Annotated in this window: 18 protein-coding genes; 9 read left to right on the top strand and 9 right to left on the bottom strand. The window is 62.2% G+C overall.

The window, feature by feature from the left end; all coding sequences use genetic code 11:
• The first annotated feature begins 188 nt into the window (after positions 1 to 188).
• Together metH and DM872_RS26360 are read left to right on the top strand one after the other, a co-directional pair.
• Positions 189 to 3,881 (top strand): methionine synthase, encoded by a 3,693-nt coding sequence (metH, locus tag DM872_RS26365; RefSeq protein ID WP_179062165.1) that lies wholly within the window; start codon positions 189 to 191, stop codon positions 3,879 to 3,881.
• A gap of 77 nt (positions 3,882 to 3,958) precedes the next feature.
• Positions 3,959 to 5,338: an FAD/NAD(P)-binding protein gene (locus DM872_RS26360; RefSeq protein WP_179062164.1), complete on the top strand. Its 1,380-nt coding sequence runs from the start codon at positions 3,959 to 3,961 to the stop codon at positions 5,336 to 5,338.
• A gap of 25 nt (positions 5,339 to 5,363) precedes the next feature.
• Here DM872_RS26360 and DM872_RS26355 read toward each other — a convergent pair whose 3' ends face one another.
• Entirely contained in the window at positions 5,364 to 5,654 is a 291-nt protein-coding gene (locus DM872_RS26355; RefSeq protein ID WP_179062163.1) for a DUF1883 domain-containing protein, read from the bottom strand.
• Positions 5,655 to 5,826: 172 nt separating this feature from the next.
• On the opposite strand from DM872_RS26355, the gene DM872_RS26350 reads away from it, so the two are divergent.
• The 3 genes from DM872_RS26350 to DM872_RS26340 all read left to right on the top strand — a co-directional run bounded on the left by DM872_RS26350 (position 5,827) and on the right by DM872_RS26340 (position 7,810).
• The gene (locus DM872_RS26350) at positions 5,827 to 6,435 is read left to right on the top strand and encodes a hypothetical protein (RefSeq protein ID WP_179062162.1); all 609 of its coding nucleotides are present in this window, start codon (positions 5,827 to 5,829) and stop codon (positions 6,433 to 6,435) included.
• A gap of 66 nt (positions 6,436 to 6,501) precedes the next feature.
• A complete protein-coding gene (locus DM872_RS26345) occupies positions 6,502 to 7,542 on the top strand; it encodes an RNA methyltransferase (protein WP_179062161.1) in 1,041 nt (346 codons plus the stop codon).
• 49 nt (positions 7,543 to 7,591) lie between these two features.
• The gene (locus DM872_RS26340; RefSeq protein ID WP_179062160.1) at positions 7,592 to 7,810 is read left to right on the top strand and encodes a DUF2970 domain-containing protein; all 219 of its coding nucleotides are present in this window, start codon (positions 7,592 to 7,594) and stop codon (positions 7,808 to 7,810) included.
• Between the two features lie 3 nt (positions 7,811 to 7,813).
• On the opposite strand, the gene DM872_RS26335 is transcribed toward DM872_RS26340, so the two are convergent.
• Positions 7,814 to 8,899: an ABC transporter substrate-binding protein gene (locus tag DM872_RS26335; protein ID WP_179062159.1), complete on the bottom strand. Its 1,086-nt coding sequence runs from the start codon at positions 8,897 to 8,899 to the stop codon at positions 7,814 to 7,816.
• A 453-nt stretch (positions 8,900 to 9,352) separates the two neighbouring features.
• On the opposite strand from DM872_RS26335, the gene DM872_RS26330 reads away from it, so the two are divergent.
• Entirely contained in the window at positions 9,353 to 11,011 is a 1,659-nt protein-coding gene (locus tag DM872_RS26330) for a nitrite/sulfite reductase (protein ID WP_179062158.1), read from the top strand.
• The gene (locus DM872_RS26325) at positions 10,995 to 11,495 is read left to right on the top strand and encodes a DUF934 domain-containing protein (RefSeq protein WP_179062157.1); all 501 of its coding nucleotides are present in this window, start codon (positions 10,995 to 10,997) and stop codon (positions 11,493 to 11,495) included. Before DM872_RS26330 ends, DM872_RS26325 begins: the two co-directional genes overlap by 17 nt.
• A gap of 239 nt (positions 11,496 to 11,734) precedes the next feature.
• On the opposite strand, the gene DM872_RS26320 is transcribed toward DM872_RS26325, so the two are convergent.
• Positions 11,735 to 12,313, bottom strand: coding sequence for a TetR/AcrR family transcriptional regulator (locus DM872_RS26320; RefSeq protein WP_179062156.1), 579 nt, complete (start codon positions 12,311 to 12,313; stop codon positions 11,735 to 11,737).
• Positions 12,314 to 12,422: 109 nt separating this feature from the next.
• Between DM872_RS26320 and DM872_RS26315 the strand changes: the two genes are divergently transcribed.
• Positions 12,423 to 13,277: an alpha/beta hydrolase family protein gene (locus tag DM872_RS26315; protein WP_179062155.1), complete on the top strand. Its 855-nt coding sequence runs from the start codon at positions 12,423 to 12,425 to the stop codon at positions 13,275 to 13,277.
• Positions 13,278 to 13,296: 19 nt separating this feature from the next.
• Here DM872_RS26315 and DM872_RS26310 read toward each other — a convergent pair whose 3' ends face one another.
• The 6 genes from DM872_RS26310 to sohB form a co-directional block, all read right to left on the bottom strand.
• Complete coding sequence (locus tag DM872_RS26310) at positions 13,297 to 13,896, bottom strand: cytochrome c3 family protein (RefSeq protein ID WP_179062154.1); 600 nt, start codon at positions 13,894 to 13,896, stop codon at positions 13,297 to 13,299.
• Positions 13,897 to 13,905: 9 nt separating this feature from the next.
• Positions 13,906 to 14,394: a nitrate reductase cytochrome c-type subunit gene (locus DM872_RS26305; protein WP_179062153.1), complete on the bottom strand. Its 489-nt coding sequence runs from the start codon at positions 14,392 to 14,394 to the stop codon at positions 13,906 to 13,908.
• Positions 14,395 to 14,404: 10 nt separating this feature from the next.
• A complete protein-coding gene (napA, locus tag DM872_RS26300) occupies positions 14,405 to 16,909 on the bottom strand; it encodes a nitrate reductase catalytic subunit NapA (protein WP_179062152.1) in 2,505 nt (834 codons plus the stop codon).
• The gene (locus DM872_RS26295) at positions 16,909 to 17,202 is read right to left on the bottom strand and encodes a chaperone NapD (RefSeq protein WP_179062151.1); all 294 of its coding nucleotides are present in this window, start codon (positions 17,200 to 17,202) and stop codon (positions 16,909 to 16,911) included. Before DM872_RS26295 ends, napA begins: the two co-directional genes overlap by 1 nt.
• 56 nt (positions 17,203 to 17,258) lie before the next feature.
• Positions 17,259 to 17,426 (bottom strand): periplasmic nitrate reductase, NapE protein, encoded by a 168-nt coding sequence (napE, locus tag DM872_RS26290; protein WP_077526004.1) that lies wholly within the window; start codon positions 17,424 to 17,426, stop codon positions 17,259 to 17,261.
• Positions 17,427 to 17,576: 150 nt separating this feature from the next.
• Positions 17,577 to 18,611 carry a protease SohB gene (gene sohB / locus DM872_RS26285; protein ID WP_179062150.1) on the bottom strand — a complete coding sequence of 345 codons (1,035 nt, stop codon included), beginning with the start codon at positions 18,609 to 18,611 and terminating at the stop codon, positions 17,577 to 17,579.
• 210 nt (positions 18,612 to 18,821) lie between these two features.
• Here sohB and DM872_RS26280 point away from each other — a divergent pair, with 210 nt between their 5' ends.
• Positions 18,822 to 19,532, top strand: coding sequence for a histidine phosphatase family protein (locus tag DM872_RS26280; protein WP_179062149.1), 711 nt, complete (start codon positions 18,822 to 18,824; stop codon positions 19,530 to 19,532).
• Position 19,533 lies beyond the last annotated feature (1 nt).

The raw sequence follows: 19,533 nt of genomic DNA, 5'->3' as shown, positions 1-19,533 counted from the left end.
AGGTACGCAGCGACATGACTCGATCCATGAGGAGCAAATGGGCGGATTCTACTGACTTACGGGACAGGTCGGCGAACCGCCCCCTCGCCAACATGAGCAAAATTCATGAAAACGGCGAGCAAGCTAAAAAATACTAAGGTTTTGCTATCATCCTCGCCTTTGTTCACGCCACCCCTCAGGTAGTTCCCATGTCCGACCGCATCGCCCGCCAGCAAGCCCTGCAACAGGCGCTCAAAGAGCGCATCCTGATCCTCGACGGCGGCATGGGCACCATGATCCAAAGCTACAAGCTGCAGGAAGAGGACTATCGCGGCGAGCGCTTCGCGGACTGGCCGCAGGACGTCAAAGGCAACAACGACCTGCTGATCCTCAGCCGCCCGGACGTGATCGGCGCCATCGAAAAAGCCTACCTGGACGCCGGCGCCGATATCCTGGAAACCAATACCTTCAACGCCACCCAGGTGTCCCAGGCCGACTACGGCATGGAATCGCTGGTGTACGAGCTGAACGTCGAAGGCGCGCGACTGGCCCGCAAGGTCGCCGACGCCAAGACCCTGGAAACCCCGGATCGCCCGCGCTTCGTCGCCGGTGTGCTCGGCCCGACCAGCCGCACCTGCTCGATCTCCCCGGACGTCAACGACCCCGGCTACCGCAACGTCACCTTCGATGAGCTGGTGGAAAACTACACCGAGGCCACCAAGGGCCTGATCGAGGGTGGCGCCGACCTGATCCTCATCGAAACCATCTTCGACACCCTCAATGCCAAGGCGGCGATCTTCGCCGTGCAAGGGGTCTTCGAGGAAATCGGCTTCGAACTGCCGATCATGATCTCCGGCACCATCACCGACGCCTCCGGCCGCACCCTGTCCGGACAAACCACCGAAGCCTTCTGGAACTCGGTGAGCCATGCCAAGCCGATTTCCGTCGGCCTCAACTGCGCCCTTGGCGCCGCCGAGCTGCGCCCCTACCTGGCCGAACTCGCGGCCAAGGCCGGCACCCATGTTTCCGCCCACCCCAACGCGGGCCTGCCCAACGCCTTCGGTGAGTACGACGAAACCGCGGAACAGATGGCCGAGGTGGTGGAAGAGTTCGCCAAGAGCGGCTTCCTCAACATCATCGGCGGCTGCTGCGGTACCACCCCGGCGCACATCAAGGCGATTGCCGAGGCCGTGGCCAAGTACCCGCCGCGCGTCATCCCGGAGATTCCCCGGGCCTGCCGCCTCTCGGGCCTGGAGCCGTTTACCATCGATCGCAGCTCCTTGTTCGTGAACGTCGGCGAGCGCACCAACATCACCGGTAGCGCCAAGTTCGCCCGGCTGATCCGCGAGGAGAACTACACCGAAGCCCTGGAAGTCGCCCTGCAGCAGGTGGAAGCCGGCGCCCAGGTGATCGACATCAACATGGACGAGGGCATGCTCGACTCCAAGGCGGCGATGGTGAAGTTCCTCAACCTCATCGCCGGCGAGCCGGACATCTCCCGCGTGCCGATCATGATCGACTCCTCCAAGTGGGAAGTGATCGAGGCGGGCCTGAAGTGCATCCAGGGCAAAGGCATCGTCAACTCGATTTCCATGAAGGAAGGCGTCGAGCAGTTCAAGCATCACGCCAACCTGTGCAAGCGCTACGGCGCCGCCGTGGTGGTCATGGCCTTCGACGAGGTCGGTCAGGCCGACACCGCCGCACGCAAGAAGGAAATCTGCCAGCGCAGCTACGACATCCTGGTCAACGAAGTGGGCTTCCCGCCGGAAGACATCATCTTTGACCCGAACATCTTCGCCGTCGCCACCGGCATCGAAGAGCACAACAACTACGCGGTGGACTTCATCGAAGCCTGCGCCTACATCCGCGACCAGCTGCCCTACGCGCTGTCGTCCGGCGGTGTGTCCAACGTGTCGTTCTCGTTCCGTGGCAACAACCCGGTGCGCGAGGCCATTCACTCGGTATTCCTCTACCACGCGATCAGGAACGGCCTGACGATGGGTATCGTCAACGCCGGCCAGCTGGAAATCTATGACGAGATCCCGGCCGAGTTGCGTGAAAAAGTCGAAGACGTGGTGCTCAATCGCAACCCCGACTCCACCGAGGCCCTGCTGGCCATCGCCGACAACTTCAAGGGTGGCGGCGCGGTGAAGGAAGCCGAGAACGAAGAGTGGCGCAGCTACCCCGTCGACAAGCGCCTGGAACATGCGCTGGTCAAGGGCATCACCACCTTCATCGTCGAAGACACCGAAGAGTGCCGTCAGCAATGCGCGCGTCCGATCGAAGTGATCGAAGGCCCGCTGATGAGCGGCATGAACGTGGTCGGCGACCTGTTCGGCTCGGGCAAGATGTTCCTGCCCCAGGTGGTCAAGTCGGCCCGCGTGATGAAGCAGGCCGTGGCGCACCTGATCCCCTTCATCGAAGAGGAAAAAGGCGACAAGCCCGAAGCCAAGGGCAAGATCCTCATGGCCACCGTGAAAGGTGACGTGCATGACATCGGCAAGAACATCGTCGGCGTGGTACTGGGTTGCAACGGCTACGACATCGTCGACCTGGGCGTGATGGTGCCGGCGGAGAAGATCCTGCAGACCGCCATCGCCGAGAAGTGCGACATCATCGGCCTTTCCGGCCTGATCACTCCGTCGCTGGACGAGATGGTCCACGTTGCCAAGGAAATGCAGCGCCAGGGCTTCAACCTGCCGCTGATGATCGGTGGCGCCACCACGTCCAAAGCCCATACCGCCGTGAAGATCGACCCGCAGTACAGCAATGACGCGGTGGTCTACGTGACCGACGCCTCCCGCGCCGTGGGCGTTGCCACCCAACTGCTGTCGAAAGAACTCAAAGCCGGCTTCGTCGAGAAGACCCGCATCGACTACGCCGAAGTCCGCGAGCGTACTGCCGCCCGTGCCTCCCGCACCGAGCGCCTGGCGTATGCCGACGCCCTGGCCAACAAGCCGCAGTTCGACTGGAACAGCTACCGCGCCGCCAAGCCGAGCTTCACCGGCGCACAGGTACTGGAAGACATCGACCTGGCCGTGCTGGCCCAGTACATCGACTGGACGCCCTTCTTCATCTCCTGGGACCTGGCCGGCAAGTACCCGCGCATCCTCACCGATGAGGTCGTGGGCGAAGCGGCCACCTCGCTGTTCAACGATGCCCAGGCCATGCTCAAGCAACTGATCGACGGCAAGCAGATCAAGGCCCGCGCGGTGTTCGGCTTCTGGCCGGCCAACCAGGTGGATCACGACGACATCGAGGTCTACGACAGCCACGGCAAGCCCCTCGCCCGACTGCATCACCTGCGCCAGCAGACCATCAAGCCCGACAGCAAGCCGAACTTCTGCCTGTCCGACTACGTCGCACCCAAGGAGAGCGGCATCACCGACTACGTGGGCGGCTTCATCACCACTGCCGGCATCGGCGCCGAAGAACTGGCCAAGCAGTACGAAGCCAAGGGCGACGACTACAGCGCGATCATGGTCAAGGCACTGGCTGACCGCCTGGCCGAAGCCTGCGCGGAGTGGCTGCACGAGCGCGTACGCAAGGAATACTGGGGCTATGCGGCCGACGAGCAACTGACCAACGAGGCGCTGATCAAGGAGCAGTACAAGGGCATTCGCCCTGCTCCCGGCTACCCGGCCTGCCCGGATCACACCGAGAAAGGCACTCTCTTCCGCCTGCTCGACCCGCAGGGCGCTTCCGGCGTCACCCTTACCGAGCACTACGCAATGTTCCCGGCGGCTGCCGTAAGCGGTTGGTACTTCGCCCACCCGGACGCGCAGTATTTCGCCGTCGGCAAAGTCGAGCGCGACCAGATCGAGAGCTACAGTAAACGCAAGGGCCAGGACCAGACCGTGAGCGAGCGCTGGCTGTCGCCAAATCTGGGATACGAGAACTAAGGCACGCACTGCCCCGTTGCGACGGATCAGGTCCGTCGCAACGAACGCGGTCGCAGGCCGCATTGGGGGGCATGAGAGTGCATCAGCACATCAGCATCATTGGCAGCGGATTCTGTGGGGCAACGCTGGCGGTCCAATTGCTGCGTCACGCAAAAGGGCCGCTGCATGTGCAGCTGATCAATCGCTCCGGACGGCTGGCAAGGGGCCTGGCCTACGGCACTCGATCTGACAGCCACTTCCTTAACGTTCCAGCAGGTCGAATGAGCCTGTTCCCGGATCGCCCCGACGACTTTCTCCTTTACGCGACATCAAGGTTTCCCGAAGCGCGCGCGGGTGACTTTCTGCCCCGCAGCCTCTATGGCGACTATCTGGAGCAGCGCCTCGCGGAGGCCATTTCCCGCAAGGCCCCGGCGATTACGTTCGAGCACGTTGAAGCCCAGGTCATCGATATCGACACAACTCCCGACAAGGTGGTCCTGAAGCTGCTGGATGGTCGCATCCTGGAGGGAACTCAGGCTGTCATCGCCACCGGTAACTTCGCCCCGGCAGTCCCCGCCTCGCTTGCGGGCATAGCGACAGACCCGCGGTTCATTCGCGACCCCTGGCTGCCCCGTGCGCTCGAGCCCATCCAGCGGGATGCACGGGTCTTGCTGGTCGGCACTGGGCTCACCATGCTCGACGTGGCCCTGGCCCTCCAGGACCAGGGCCACCAAGGCCCGCTGCATGCATATTCACGGCGAGCGCTCTTGCCTCAGGCCCATCGCGCCAACCTGGAATCCCCGACGCTTCCGGCGGTACCCGACTCGCTTCTCCAACAGACCAGGACGAGACACCTGCTGTCCGGCATCCGCGCGTTCGTGCGTGAAGCACAACGTGATGGCTTCGACTGGCGTGACGTGGTCGCGGCCCTGCGCCCTGCAACGCCAGCGCTTTGGCAGCAGTTGGGATGCAACGAGCGAAGACGTTTTCTGCGTCACCTGCAGCCTTATTGGGAAGTCCATCGGCACAGGGCGGCGCCGAACATTGCCGCACGGATCGAAGCGATGCTTCAGCAGCGCCATCTGGAGGTGAACGCCGGGTGCGTGAACGCGGCGAATATCTCCGACCAAGCGCTGATACTGGATTTGAAGTTGCGTGGAAAGCAGCAGGAGAAGCGCTTCGAGGTCGATCACATCATCAATTGCACGGGGCCTTGCAGTGACCTGGCAAAGCTGGATGAGCCGCTACTGAACAACTTGCATGCCCGCGGCGATTTGCGACGCGACGATGAGGGGTTGGGCGTAGAGGCCACTGCGGAGTATCGCCTGGTCGGCAGGGACAAGGCCGCTCACGAACGCCTGTTCCTGCTGAGCCCCATGCTTCGTGCCCGCTACTGGGAAGCGACCGCGGTGCCAGAACTGCGGCAGCACGCGGCCAGGCTTGCAGAATTACTGCTGAACGCAGATCAGCCCCATTAGGCCGGCCTGGCGAGCATTAGAGGTGCTACTTGGTACGCCTCACAAACTTGATCGACCACTCGAAGTTGGGCTTCCGCGTTACGCTGATGGCACGGCGGCTGACGGTGTCGAGGGTGACGTTCCAGAAGCCGCTGCTGGGGACCACGATCTTTGCCGGGAAGCGATCGAACGCGCCGCCGATGTAATTGTGGCGGGCACCATTCTTGAAGCTGCGGAAGTTCGCATCGTTCATCAGGCGGATGTTGCAGGTCTGCGAGCACTGGATGACGACCAGGTCTCCCTCGTTGAGGTGCTCGCGTTGATGGATGAACTTCATTTACAGCTCCTGGATCACTGGATCGAACAGCGCGCCAGAATACCACGGAGGCAAATGTCGCCGCCTCGCCTACGCTGAATAAGCCGACCAGGCGGGATGCCCGGATGAAGATGGACGACCACCAGCCGCGCATCCAACCCACATGGAACCCGATAGACAAGGTGGACACGATATGCCCCATTCCCGCCACATCCCTGCGCTCGTGATGACAATCAGCCTGCTCGCGGGTTGCAGCAGCCATGCCGAGAACGATGGCCTGGAAGCGACGACCAGCACAGGTGAAGCCTACGCCCAGGGTGTACCCGGTAGCGTCGTCACCGAGACGGAACGAGTCTCGGCGGTCGTCACTGCCATCGATCATCAGAAACGGACCTTTACCCTCGAAGACGACAAGGGCAATCGCCAGACCTTCAACGCGGTGCCGGAAATGCGCAATTTCCCGCAGCTGAAAGTCGGCGACCGGGTCAATGCGGTGGTGACCCACGAGCGCGTCATCCAGCTGCGTGCACCCAATGAGTCCCATGAGGACGGCGCTGCGGGCCTGGTGGCAACCGCACCCGAAGGCGACAAGCCGGGCATGCTGGCGGCCAATACCGTGGAAGTCACGGCGGTGGTCAAGGCGATCGACACCACGCAGCACACGGCCACCCTTGAGTTCGACGATGGCACGCGCAAGGTCGTGAGAGTGCGCCCCGACATCGAGCTCAAGCCGTCCTACCTCAACCAGGAAGTGGTCATCCGGATGACCTCCGCATTCGCCATCAGCGTAGAGGCTCCCTGAAGTCCTGAAACCGGGCGCCTGGTGGGTCTGCCAGGGTTTCGGGGACAGTGGTAGGATGCGCGCCCCATGCGTATCAGTGATATCCACCAGCACCTGGCCGACCTCGGCGCCCTCCCCGTCCACCGTGGACGGGTGGTGCGTGCCTGGCTGCAAGGCAAGCCCCTGGATGCCGGCACCCGGCGCCAACACACTGAAAACTTCCTGCCCCTGAGCGTCCGTGATGGCCTGCCGGCGCTGGCCGAACAGTTGGACGCTTTGGTGCGTCTGGATTCTCAGCACCCCGGGACCGACGGTTCAGCTCGCCTGCTGGTGACGCTTGGCGATGGCCAGATGGTGGAAAGCGTGCTGCTGCCCCGCGACGGACTCTGCGTCTCCACCCAGGTGGGTTGCGCAGTGGGTTGCGTGTTCTGCATGACGGGCAAGAGCGGCTTGCTGCGCCAGGTGGGCAGTGCCGAGATCGTCGCCCAGGTCGCCCTCGCCCGCCGCTTCCGGCCAGTGAAGAAGGTGGTGTTCATGGGCATGGGCGAACCGGCCCACAACCTGGAGAACGTGCTGGAAGCCATCGACCTGTTGGGCACCGACGGCGGCATCGGCCACAAGAATCTGGTGTTTTCCACCGTGGGCGACATGCGCGTCTTCGAGCGCCTGCCTCGCGAGCGGGTCAAGCCGGCCCTTGCCCTGTCGTTGCATACCACCCGCGCCGACCTGCGCGAGCAGCTGTTGCCCAAGGCGCCGCGCATCACGCCGGACGAATTGGTGGAGCTGGGCGAAGGCTACGCCCGCACTATTGGCTACCCGATCCAGTACCAATGGACGTTGCTCAAGGGCATCAACGACAGCCAGGACGAAATGGACGGCATCCTGCGCCTGCTCAAGGGCAAATACGCGGTGCTGAACCTCATCCCCTACAACAGCCTGGACGCGGACGAGTACCAGCGTCCGGACGGCGACCGTATCGTGCAGATCGTGCGCTACCTGCACAGCCGCGGCGTACTTACCAAGGTCCGCAACTCCGCCGGACAGGATGTCGAGGGCGGTTGCGGTCAGCTACGCGCCCGCGCCGTGGAACTGGTCAACACGCGTCGCCTGCACCGCACTGCGCCCTGAAGCCGGCAATTCCGGGCCAACGAGCTAAGCTCAGGCCAGGAGGTGCTCCATGGACGACAAGAACCACGATCAACCCCTGACTTTCCGTGAAATGCTGCAAAGCGTACTGGCTGCGGCCTTTGGCGTGCAGAGCGGGAAGAATCGCGCTCGCGACTTCAGCCGTGGCAAGCCCAGCCATTTCATCATCCTGGGCGTGCTTTTCACGGCGATATTCGTGCTGGTGCTGTATGGGCTGGTGAAGCTGATACTTCACTTCGCGGGCATCTGAGCCTCAGTCGATCAGCGGCTCGAGGGAGAATCGATACGCGCCGGCTCCCTTCTTGCCGACCAGGCTGAACTTGCGGAAATCGAGGTCGAAGCCTTGCCGCTCGAAATGCCGTAGCAGGCGTGTCGCCCGGTTCCGATCAAGCGACATGAACAACCGCACTTCCCGGTCCTTGCCACCGTGCCTGGCGAAATCCAGCCCGGCGTCATAGTCGTGGATCAGCACCATGGCCCAGCCACCCAGGGTGAAGTGGCCACTGACCAGCGCGCTGATCTTTCCATCGAGATAGGTGTGCAGGACTTCCGTGGAATTGTTCAGGGCGGAGAACACCACATCCTTTCCAGGCGTATGCCCAAGCTCAGTGGCAGCCTGCATTGCGCCGAAGGCCATCTCATCGTTGGCCGACCACACCACCTTCACTTCGGGGTAGCGCTGGAACAATTGCAGCGCCTGCGCGTGGGCACGTTCGCGATTCCATTCGCTGTAGACCAGTTGCCGCAGGTGGGCATTGGGGACCTCAGCCAGGGCACGCATCAGGCCTTGCTCGCGTAGCTGGGCGGCGGGTGTCTGCTTCACACCGGAAAATGCCAGCACATCGAAAGGCTGACCGGGTGCGCGCTGCGCCTGCAGGTCCAGCAGCGTGCGCGCCATCAGGTAGCCGGCTTCCTCATCATTCGCGACCATGCTGCCGATCCAGTCGGGGTAGCGCTCCCGGGTACCGCCGGTGAGCGTCTGCTGGTCGGGGGTGAGGTTGCTGTTCACCGAGAACAGCTTGACCCCGCTACCGCGAGCCAGGCGCAGGATTTCCGGCCCCGCGTATTGTTCGTTGACGAACAGGAGGTAATCAGGCCGCTTCTCGCCCTGCAGCACTTCGCGAGCCTGATCGAGCATCCGGTTCAGGTCGCGCTCGGCGTAGCGGACCTCGAGATCCATGCCCAGGTCGCGGGCGGCGGCCTGCATGAACTGCACATAGCTGACCCAGAAGGGTTCGTTGGTCCGACCGGGATTGAGAAACACCACGGAAGCGGCGCTCAGCGACTGACTGAACACCAGGCAGAAGCCAAGAAGAAGAGAGGAGTAGCGACCTTTCATTCGATCACCCTGAAAAAGCAGCGGCGAAGTATAACCACTTCTTGCAGGGCAATCGGACGCGACGAAGCGGGCCGACTCTCGCCGGCCCGCTTCGCGCATCATTTATTGGTGGCTGACCCAGAAAACAGCAGTGGAAACGGCGATCAGAATCAGGAAAAAGATGGCCCAGGCATCAACCTTGCTGTCGCGGCTGGAGTCCTCGGAATGATCGGTCATGGCGTCCCCCATTTGTTGTGGTTATAGGCGGCTTGCACAACGAGTAAAGACCACCCCCTGCGGCGGCTCAAGCCGAAGGGTTATGCACCCTCCCAAAGCAATAACTTTTGGTTCTTTACATATACTCAAACATCACTTTTGCGCATAACCCCGAACTGGTATCTTCCTCCGGCTCCGCGGGGAGTGCGCGGCCGTGCGCGCAGAAAAGCTGTAAACAGCCTGATAACAGGACATTTCATGTACGTATACGACGAGTACGATCAACGGATCGTCGAGGACCGCGTCAAGCAGTTCCGCGATCAGACCCGCCGCTATCTGGAAGGCGCGCTTTCGGGGGAAGAATTCCGCCCGCTGCGCCTGCAGAACGGCCTGTACATCCAGCGCTTCGCGCCGATGCTGCGCGTTGCCGTGCCTTATGGCCTGCTCTCTTCGGTCCAGGTGCGTAAGCTGGCGCAGATCGCTCGCGACTACGACAAGGGCTACGCCCACATCAGCACGCGCCAGAACGTCCAGTACAACTGGCCGGAGCTGGAAGATGTGCCGGAAATTCTCGCCGAGCTGGCCACCGTGCAAATGCATGCCATCCAGACCAGCGGCAACTGCATCCGCAACACCACCACCGACCAGTTCGCCGGCGTCGCCCGTGACGAACTCGTCGATCCGCGCCCCTGGTGCGAGATCATCCGCCAGTGGTCGACGTTCCACCCGGAATTCTCCCACCTGCCGCGCAAATTCAAGATCGCCGTCAATGGCGCCGTCAGCGACCGCGCCGCTATCGAAGTTCATGACATCGGCCTGGAAGCGGTACAGAACGCTGCCGGCGAGCTGGGCTTCCGTGTATCCGTCGGCGGCGGCTTGGGCCGTACCCCGATCGTGGGCAGCTTCATCAATGAGTTCCTGCCCTGGCAGCACCTGATCAGCTACCTCGACGCCATCCTGCGGGTGTACAACCGCTATGGCCGCCGCGACAACAAGTACAAGGCGCGTATCAAGATCCTGGTCAAGGCACTCACCCCGGAAGTCTTCGCCGAGCGCGTGAATGCCGAGTGGGCCAACCTGAAAGACGGTCCTACCACCCTGACCGAAGCCGAAGTGGCCCGCGTCGCCAAGCACTTCGTCGATCCGACCTACAAGGCACTGGAAGACCAGGACGCCGCCCTCGCCACCCTGGATGCCGAGCATCCCGGCTTCGGCCGCTGGCGCACCCGTAACGTCGTGGCCCACAAAAAGCCCGGCTACGTGGCTGTGACCCTGTCGCTCAAGCCCACTGGCGTAGCCCCGGGCGACGTCACCGACAAGCAACTGGACGCCATCGCCGACCTGGCCGATCGCTACAGCTTCGGTGAAGTGCGCAACAGCCATAACCAGAACATCATCCTCGCGGATGTCGAGCAGTCCCAACTCTTCACCCTGTGGGGCGAACTGCGCGAGCTCGGCTTCGCCACCCCGAACGTAGGCCTGCTGACCGACATCATCTGCTGCCCGGGCGGTGACTTCTGCTCCCTGGCCAACGCCAAGTCGATCCCGGTGGCCGAAGCCATCCAGCGTCGCTTCGATGACCTGGACTACCTGTTCGACATCGGCAACCTGGACCTGAACATCTCCGGCTGCATGAACGCCTGCGGCCACCACCATGTCGGCCACATCGGCATTCTCGGCGTGGACAAGAAAGGCCAGGAGTTCTATCAGGTTTCCCTCGGCGGCAGTGCCGGCCGTGACGCCAGCCTGGCGCAGATCCTCGGCCCGTCCTTCGCCCAGGACGAAATGGCCGATGTGATCGAGAAGATCATCAAGGTCTACGTGGAACAGCGCACCGAGGACGAGCAATTCCTCGACACCTTCCGCCGTATCGGTATCGATCCGTTCAAGGAGCGCGTTTATGCAGCGAATCATTAAGAACGGCCAGGTGATCGACGAAACCTGGCACCTGCTGGCCAAGGACTCGACCCTGGACGGCATTCCCAACTGCGACGACATCATCATCCCGCTGGCGCTCTGGCGCGATCACGCCCACGCCCTGAAAGCCCGCGATGGTGGCCTGGGTGTCTGGCTGGACAGCGACGAGGAAATCGAGGAAATCGCCGGTGATCTGGAGCACTTCCAGGTCATCGCCCTGAACTTCCCGGCGTTCACCGACGGCCGTCACTCCTCCACCGCCTACCTGCTGCGCCAGCGCTATGACTACAAAGGCGAAGTGCGCGCCATCGGCGATGTACTGCGCGACCAGCTCTGGGCCCTCAAGCGTTGCGGTTTCGACGCTTTCGCCCTGCGCGCGGACAAGGATCCAGAGGACGCCCTCAAGGCCTTCGAAGAGTTCTCCGAGGTCTATCAGGCGTCCAGCGACCAGCCCCTGCCGCTGTTCCGCCGCCGCACGGCCTGAGTGATGCACCCACAAAAAGCCCCGCAATTGCGGGGCTTTTTGTTGGGCAGTGGGAGCGAATTCATTGGCTGTGTCCGCACCCGTAGGAGCTGGCTTGCCAGCGAATGGCTCCTTTTCGCTAGCAAGCTAGCTCCTACAAGGCGCCTGGACCGACTGTTGAATGCTGGCAACAGCTAACGCAGACATAGCCAATTCATTCGCGAATAAATTCGCTCCCACAAGTGAATCACCCCCATGAACTACGCACGAACCGCATCCCACGCCACCTGCATGAACAGCTCGCGGCAATCAGCCAGGCTCGTGCGCGTGCGTCCGGCCAGCCAGTTGCGAGTGAAGTCCTGGACCGGGCCGATGACGACTGAAACGAAGCAATCGCGAGGCATCTCACGATAGGCACCTGATTCGCGGTATGGCCGCAGGACCTCATCGATGCGCCCGTGGTGCAGGCGATTGGTTTCGCGGAGCTGCTCACCCAGCTCACTCGCCTCCACCCTCCCCCGGCTATGCAGGATGAAACGCGCCCAGTCCGGGTTCGCCAGCACCCAATCAACATAGCAGCCCACCAGCAGCTTGATGCACCCCTCGGCACTGTCCACCCTGGCGAAACCTGCTTCCAGCAGTCGCGCATAGCCGCTTACCCCTTCGAGGTAGAGCGCGGCGATGATCCGCTCCTTGTTGCCGAAGTGGTGGTAGAGGCTGCCGATGCTGGCACCTGAGCGGTCGCGAATCATCTCGATGGTGGTGGCATCCACCCCCTGTTCGCCGAAGCAGGCCAGGGCGGCCTGGAGAATGTCGTCTTTGCGGGAGGGACGGCCCATGAATGTCCTCTAATGAAACTAGAATATTTTTCTAGAATACTTTTCTAGCTTTCGTATACTGCCCGGGTTCACGCTTTTCCAAAAGCCTCTCCACGTCAGGATGGACGCCATGATCAGCTCGACAGAAACCCGGATCGACAACGGCAACGGCCACTTCATCAGCGCCAACTGGTTCCGCCCCGAGGGCGAAGTCCAGGCCGCGGTGCTGATAGTACCTGCCATGGGTGTGCCGCAACGCTATTACGCTCCTTTCGCCACCTGGCTGGCAGAACGTGGCTACCTGGTCGCCACGTTCGACTACGTCGGGATGGGCCAGTCGCGCAATGGCCATCTGCGTGACCTGAATGTGGACATCCTCGACTGGGCCCGCCATGACTGCAGCACCATGCTCTCGCTGGTGGTCAATGCCGCAGGCGGCAAGCCGCTGTACTGGATCGGCCACAGCCTGGGAGGACAGATCCTGCCCTTCGTGGAAGGGGCCGAGCGCATCAGCAAAGTGCTGACCATTGCCACGGGCAGCGGCTACTGGCGGGAAAACACTGCTGAACTGCGCCGCCGCGTCTGGCTGCTGTGGTTCCTGGTCGCACCCTTGGTCACCCCCCTGGCCGGCTACTTCCCCGGCAAGCGTCTGGGCATGGTGGGTGACCTGCCCAAGGGCGTGATCAATCAGTGGCGTCGCTGGTGCCTCGATCCGGAATACGCCGTGGGTGCCGAAGGCGCTGAGGTGCGGGACGCCTACTCCGCGGTGCGCACGCCCATCACCTCCATCTCCTTCACCGACGACGAGATGATGTCCGGACGCAATACGGAGTCGCTGCACAGTTTCTATCGCCAGGCCGAGAAGCGCTTCAAGCGTATTGCCCCGGCGGATGTGGGCGTAAAGAACATTGGCCACTTCGGCTTCTTCAAACCGCAGTTTGAACAGTCCCTGTGGAAAGATGTGCTGCTCCCTGAGCTGGCCTGATGCCCACCGACCCGGGCCGCTACTGCCACCCTTTCACGCCCGTCATGTCGGGTAAGTGGTGCGCGATGCCCTTGTGACAGTCGATGCAGGTCGCTTCGCCGGAAGCCAGCGCGGTGGAGTGCATCTGCCGCGCACGCTGCCCCTGGCGGGTGAAGTCCATGTAGTCGAAGTTGTGGCAGTTGCGACATTCCAGCGAATCGTTGGCCTTGAGCCTCGCCCATTCGTGCTCGGCGAGTTCCCGCCTCAAGGCCAGGAACTTGTCGCGCGTATCGATGGTGCCGAAGACCTTGCCCCAGACTTCCTTCGAGGCCTGCATCTTGCGCGCGATCTTGTCAGTCCACTTGTGCGGCACATGACAGTCCGGACACGTCGCGCGCACACCGGAGCGATTGGTGTAGTGGATGGTGTCCTTGAGTTCCGCAAAGACGTTGTCCCGCATCTCGTGGCAGGAGATGCAGAACTTCTCTGTATTGGTCGCCTCCAGCGCCGTGTTGAATCCACCCCAGAAGATGATCCCGGCGATGAATCCGGACAGGGTCAGGAAGCCCAGGCTGTAGTGCACGCTGGGTCGGCGCAGGATGCTCCAATACCCGAGGAACCAGGCGAAAAGTGCTTTCATGGCGGCTCCTCAGGGCTTCTTGCCGGTGCTCTCTGTCTGCTGCTGCAGCAACTGGTCGATGTTCTGGTAGGTGTTGCCGACCAGGGGCTGGACGTCCTTCTGCACCACGTGGCACTGGGTGCAGAAGTAGCGTCTGGGCGCCACTGCGGCCAGCGCCTGGCCGTCCCGGTCCATGTAATGGGTGATGCTGATCATCGGCGCCTGCGTCCTGGCGCTTGCAGCCCGGCTATGGCAGGTCAGGCACTTGTTGCTGTTGATGTCGATCAGATAGCCCCGGATGCTGTGGGGAATGGTGGGCGGCTGTTCGGGATAGTTGCGTTCACGTCGCAGGTCCTTGTTCTCGTCATTGGCCAGCGGTGGCGCCGGCTGCGTCTCGGCCAGGCTTCCGCCGGGGCGGCGGCCGTCGGGAGCGGGAGCATCCAGCGGATAACCTGGGTCAGCGGCCGACACCGTCAGGCTGCACAGCAGGGCGAGGAGCGCGGGTGTGATCAGTTTCATGTCTGCGTCCTCACGCCAGGCTGACCAGTTCTATGCGGACCGCGCACTTCTTGAAATCGGTCTGCTTGGAGATGGGGTCAGTGGCATCCAGGGTGACCTTGTTGATCAGCTTGTTGGCATCGAAGAACGGTACGAACACCAGCCCCTGCGGTGGCTTGTTGCGCCCACGCGTTTCCACCCGCGCGCGGATCTCGCCGCGTCGGCTGATGACCTTCACTTCACTGCCACGGCGCAGCTTCAGCTCCCGTGCGTCATCGGGATGCATGTAGACCAGCGCATCGGGAACCGCCTTGTAGAGCTCGGGAACACGCGCCGTCATGGTGCCGGTGTGCCAGTGTTCCAGCACGCGTCCGGTGCTCAGCCAGAAGGGAAATTCCTGGTCCGGCATCTCGGCTGGTGGCTCGTAGGGCAATGCGAAAATGATCGCCTTCTTGTCCGGGTAGCCGTAGAACTGCACGCCGCTGCCTTTGGTGACATAGGGATCGTGCCCCTCCCGGTAACGCCAGCGGGTTTCCTTGCCATCCACCACCGGCCAGCGCAGCCCGCGCGCCTCGTGGTAGGCGTCGAAGGGAGCCAGGTCGTGCCCGTGGCCGCGACCGAAACTGGCGTACTCCTCGAACAGGCCCTTCTGGAGGTAGAAACCGAATGCCTTGGCTTCGTCATTGGCGTAGCCCTGGGCGACCTCCTCCGAGCCGTAGGCATCAACCTGGCCATTCTTGAAGAGCACCTCGAAAAGCGTCTTGCCCCTGAGTCCGGGCGCCGCGGCCAACAACTCTTCTGGCCAGACCTCGTCGGTGGTGAAGCGCTTGGAGAATTCCACCAGTTGCCAGAGATCGGACCTGGCCTGGCCCGGCGCACTGACCAGTTGATGCCAGAACTGCGTACGGCGTTCTGCATTGCCGTAGGCACCCTCCTTCTCCACCCACATGGCGCTGGGCAGGATCAGATCCGCAGCCTGGGCCGAGGTGGTCGGATAGACGTCGGAAACGATCACGAAGTTGTCCGGGTTGCGCCAGCCTGGCAGGGTTTCCTGCATCAGGTTCGGGCCCGCCTGGATGTTGTTGCTGACTTGCTGCCAATAGACGTTAAGCACGCCATCCTTGAGCATCCGACTCTGCTCGACCGCGTGGAAGCCTGGTTTTTCCTGGATTGTGCCGGCTGGAACCTTCCAGATTTTCTCAGCGGTTTCCCGATGCTTCGGATTGGCCACCAACAAGTCGGCGGGAAGGCGATGGGAGAAGGTGCCGACTTCGCGGGCAGTGCCACAGGCAGAAGGCTGGCCGGTGAGGGAGAACGGGCTGTTGCCCGCTTCACTGATCTTCCCGGTGAGCAGGTGAATGTTGTAGATCAGGTTGTTTGCCCAGACCCCACGCGTGTGCTGGTTGAAACCCATGGTCCAGAAAGACACCACCTTGCGTTTCGGATCGGCATACATCTCGGCCAGGGCTTTCAGGTGCGTAGCGGAAACCCCGGACTCCTTGGCCGCACGTTCGAGGGTGTAGGGTTTGACGTAGGCGGCGAACTCATCGAAACCGATGTCCGACCAAGTGTTGGCCTTGGCCGCGTTCTTCGCCTTCTGTTCCAGCGGGTCGGTGGGCCGTAGCCCGTAGCCGATGTCTTCAGCGCCGTGGGCGAACCTGACGTGCTTGTCGATGAAGTCCTGATTGACCGCGCCGCTCTGAATGATGTGGTTGGCGATGTAGTTGAGGATGAACAGGTCGCTCTGTGGCTTGAACACCATGGGGATGTCGGCGAGATCGAAGCTGCGGTGCTGGAAGGTGGACAGCACCGCGACCTTGACCTGGGGCGCACTGAGCCGGCGGTCGGTGACCCGCGACCAGAGCACCGGATGCATCTCGGCCATGTTCGAACCCCAGAGCACGAAGGTGTCCGTGGCCTCGATATCGTCGTAGCAACCCATTGGCTCATCCATGCCGAATGTGCGCATGAAGCCCATCACGGCGGAGGCCATGCAATGGCGGGCGTTGGGGTCGATGTTGTTGGAGCGGAATCCGGCCTTGAACAACTTGTTCGCGGCATACCCTTCCCAGATCGTCCACTGGCCGGAGCCGAACATGCCGATGGAGCCTGGTCCCTTGGCCTTGAGGGAAGCCTTGAACTTCTCCGCCATGATGTCGAACGCCTGGTCCCAACTGATGGGCTGGAACTCTCCCTGCTTGTCGAACTTGCCATCCTTCATGCGCAGCAGCGGTTCGGTCAGGCGGTCGCTGCCGTACATGATCTTCGACAGGAAGTAGCCCTTCACGCAGTTGATCCCACGGTTCACTTCGGCCTTGATATCACCGTGGGTCGCGACGACTTTGCCATCGCGAGTGGCAACCATCACCCCGCAGCCAGTGCCGCAGAACCGGCAGGGTGCCTTGTTCCATTCAAGGCGGGTCATGTCCGATTCGGTGATGAGGTTGCTGGCGGTGCTGAAGACAGGCAGGCCGACGGCTGCAGCCGCGATGGCAGCGGCATTGGCCTTGGCGAATTCACGGCGAGTGAGTTTCATCAGGCATCTCCGGTGTGATTGCCGTCCACGGTCAGTTCGGTACGTTCCGGATCGTCGAGGATTTCGTGATAGACCAGCGCGGCGTTGAGCACGCCCGGCAGGTTCTGAATGCTGTCGAGGGTCGCAAGAATCCTGCTTTCATCCGCTGCTTCGAGCACAACCACCAGCTTGCCTTCGGGGCTTTCCTGATGGAGTTCGAGGCCGGGTATCCGGCGCAGGTTGTCCTTCACCGCGGATAGCAGATGGGGATGGAGATGTACGATCAGACTGGCGATGTGCAGAGCTTCCGGCATCGTCCTTGGCCTCATGGGAGTCGATCTGGCGACGGGCGAGGAGCGCGGCGGGCGCGTTATGCAGGCGGACCAGGCGGCCCGGCGATCATCTGGTACATCCAGACGATGAAGCCGTAGCCGCCGACGATCATCACGGAAAGGATGGGAAACAGGCAGGCAACCAGGAACAGGAAAAGCCGGGTTTCCTTGCGCTTGCTCGTGTCACTCCCGCTGTCGGCAGTCATGGCAGTTCTCCATCGGAAACAGGAGTTAGCCTAGATCATGCAGACGGAAGTGCATCGAAGAGACGTGCGACGGAAGCGCGCGGCGACTCGAAATGAATGAATCGAGACGCCGCACTGGAGAGGATCAGGATGCCTGGGCAGCGATCAGGTTCACTGCCAGAAGCGCTGCTGGCTGAGACGCTCCCACCAGCTCAGCAGCACGCGATCGACCGCCACGCTGGCGGCAAGTCCTACGCGCTCCTGCAAGCTCTTGCGAGCGGCGAAGTGCAGATGGAACAGTTCCGCTTCCTTGGCTCGCGCAGCGAGGTACTCGTCGCTGGTACTCAGCTCATCCACCAGTTGCTTGTCCCGCGCCGCCATGCCCAGCCAGACCTCACCCGTAGCGATCTCGGCCATATGCAGCTGCGGGCGATAGCGCCCGACGAAGCCCTTGAACAGCTCATGGGTGGTTTCCAGGTCTTCCTGGAACTTCTGCCGGCCCTTTTCGGTGTTCTCGCCGAAAACGGTCAGCGTGCGCTTGTACTCGCCAGCGGTGAGCACCTCGAAGTCGATATCGTGCTTCTTCAGCAGGCGGTGCACGTTGGGCAACTGCGCCACGACACCAATGGAACCGATGATGGAGAACGGCGCCGCAAGGATCTTGTTGCCGATGCACGCCATCATGTAACCGCCACTGGCTGCGATCTTGTCCACGCAGACAGTGAGCGGTACGCCGGCATCGCGAATGCGCGCAAGCTGCGAAGAAGCCAGGCCATAGCTGTGCACCATGCCGCCGCCGCTTTCCAGTCGCACCACGACTTCGTCCTTGCTCGTTGCCATGGACAGCAATGCCGTCACTTCATGGCGAAGGTGATCAGTCGCCGAAGCCTTGATGTCACCGTCGAAATCCAGCACGAAGACCCGGGGTTTCGCGTCTGCTGTCTTCTTCAGCTTCTTCGCGGTTTTCGCCGCCTTGGCTTCGGCCTTGCGCGCGGCTTTCACATGCGCCTTGTCCAGCACCGAGTGCTCCAGGCGCTCGCGCAGGTCCTTGTAGAAGTCATTGAGCTTGCGCACATCCAGATGGCCACTGGCTACCCGACGGTTGCGGCCACGCAATGCCGCGATGACCACCAGCACGACGAGGATGGCCACCAGCACGGTCACGGTCCGGGCCAAAAAGCCTGCGTACTCGGCAAAGAACTCCACTTGAATCTCCCCTTGTTATCCCATCTGGCGCCGGCTTTTCGGCGGCGCCAAAAGCAGCAAGCATAACGGCGCCACCCCTCGCTCGCCAGCCAATGGAAACGTCTGCATAAACAGTGGGAATGCATTCAAACAAGCGTATGTTTTTTCGTTGACAGCCCCCTGGCTTCCTCATACCCTCGCGGAACTTTCAACCTCACGGGACGCCAGTACGTGGGCAGTATCTACCTGATAAGACATGGCCAGGCCTCCTTCGGCGCCGATGACTACGATGTCCTCTCGCCCACCGGCATCCGCCAGGCCGAGGTACTCGGCGCCCACCTTGCCCGGTTGGGCCTGCGCCTGGATCGCTGCTACAGCGGCGACCTTCGCCGCCAGCAGCATACCGCCCAGGCCGCACTCGCCCAGTTCGACGCTGCGGGCCTCGGCGCGCCTGCGGTACAGATCGATCCGGCCTTCAACGAGTTCGATGCCGACGCGGTGATTCGCTCCCTGCTCCCCGACCTGCTTCCAGAAGAACCCGAAGCCTTGCACATACTGCGCAACGGCGCGCAGAACCGGGCCGAGTTCCAGCGCCTGTTCTCCAAACTGGTACTGCGCTGGGTGTCCGGCGAATACGAAAAGCCGGGGCTGCAAAGCTGGACCTCTTTCGTCGAGCAAGTCCGGGGCGGCCTTGAACGCATCCTGGCCGACGCGGACAGCAAGCAGAACATTGCCGTGTTCACCTCAGGCGGCACCATTACCGCCCTGCTCCACCTGGTCGCAGGCATCCCGGCTGACAGCGCCTTCGGCCTCAATTGGCAGATCGTCAACACTTCGCTCAGCCGCCTCAAGTTCCGTGGCAGCGAAGTGACCCTGGCTTCCTTCAACAGTCATGTGCATCTGGAACTGTTGAAGGCGCCGGAACTCATCACCTATCGCTGAG

Source organism: Pseudomonas taiwanensis (genome assembly GCF_013393345.1).
Lineage (GTDB): Bacteria > Pseudomonadota > Gammaproteobacteria > Pseudomonadales > Pseudomonadaceae > Metapseudomonas > Metapseudomonas resinovorans_C.
This window is presented reverse-complemented; position numbering and strand designations above follow the sequence as displayed.

Bases quoted from the DNA above. Each gene is read 5' to 3' on its own strand.
- DM872_RS26340 (WP_179062160.1), top strand. From the start codon at position 7,592: ATGGACGACAAGAACCACGATCAACCCCTGACTTTCCGTGAAATGCTG.
- DM872_RS26315 (WP_179062155.1), top strand. From the start codon at position 12,423: ATGATCAGCTCGACAGAAACCCGGATCGACAACGGCAACGGCCACTTC.
- DM872_RS26325 (WP_179062157.1), top strand. From the start codon at position 10,995: ATGCAGCGAATCATTAAGAACGGCCAGGTGATCGACGAAACCTGGCAC.
- DM872_RS26295 (WP_179062151.1), bottom strand. From the start codon at position 17,202: ATGCCGGAAGCTCTGCACATCGCCAGTCTGATCGTACATCTCCATCCC.
- DM872_RS26345 (WP_179062161.1), top strand. From the start codon at position 6,502: ATGCGTATCAGTGATATCCACCAGCACCTGGCCGACCTCGGCGCCCTC.
- DM872_RS26320 (WP_179062156.1), bottom strand. From the start codon at position 12,313: ATGGGCCGTCCCTCCCGCAAAGACGACATTCTCCAGGCCGCCCTGGCC.
- DM872_RS26305 (WP_179062153.1), bottom strand. From the start codon at position 14,394: ATGAAACTGATCACACCCGCGCTCCTCGCCCTGCTGTGCAGCCTGACG.
- DM872_RS26335 (WP_179062159.1), bottom strand. From the start codon at position 8,899: ATGAAAGGTCGCTACTCCTCTCTTCTTCTTGGCTTCTGCCTGGTGTTC.
- DM872_RS26310 (WP_179062154.1), bottom strand. From the start codon at position 13,896: ATGAAAGCACTTTTCGCCTGGTTCCTCGGGTATTGGAGCATCCTGCGC.
- DM872_RS26350 (WP_179062162.1), top strand. From the start codon at position 5,827: ATGCCCCATTCCCGCCACATCCCTGCGCTCGTGATGACAATCAGCCTG.
- napA (WP_179062152.1), bottom strand. From the start codon at position 16,909: ATGAAACTCACTCGCCGTGAATTCGCCAAGGCCAATGCCGCTGCCATC.
- DM872_RS26330 (WP_179062158.1), top strand. From the start codon at position 9,353: ATGTACGTATACGACGAGTACGATCAACGGATCGTCGAGGACCGCGTC.
- metH (WP_179062165.1), top strand. From the start codon at position 189: ATGTCCGACCGCATCGCCCGCCAGCAAGCCCTGCAACAGGCGCTCAAA.
- DM872_RS26355 (WP_179062163.1), bottom strand. From the start codon at position 5,654: ATGAAGTTCATCCATCAACGCGAGCACCTCAACGAGGGAGACCTGGTC.
- napE (WP_077526004.1), bottom strand. From the start codon at position 17,426: ATGACTGCCGACAGCGGGAGTGACACGAGCAAGCGCAAGGAAACCCGG.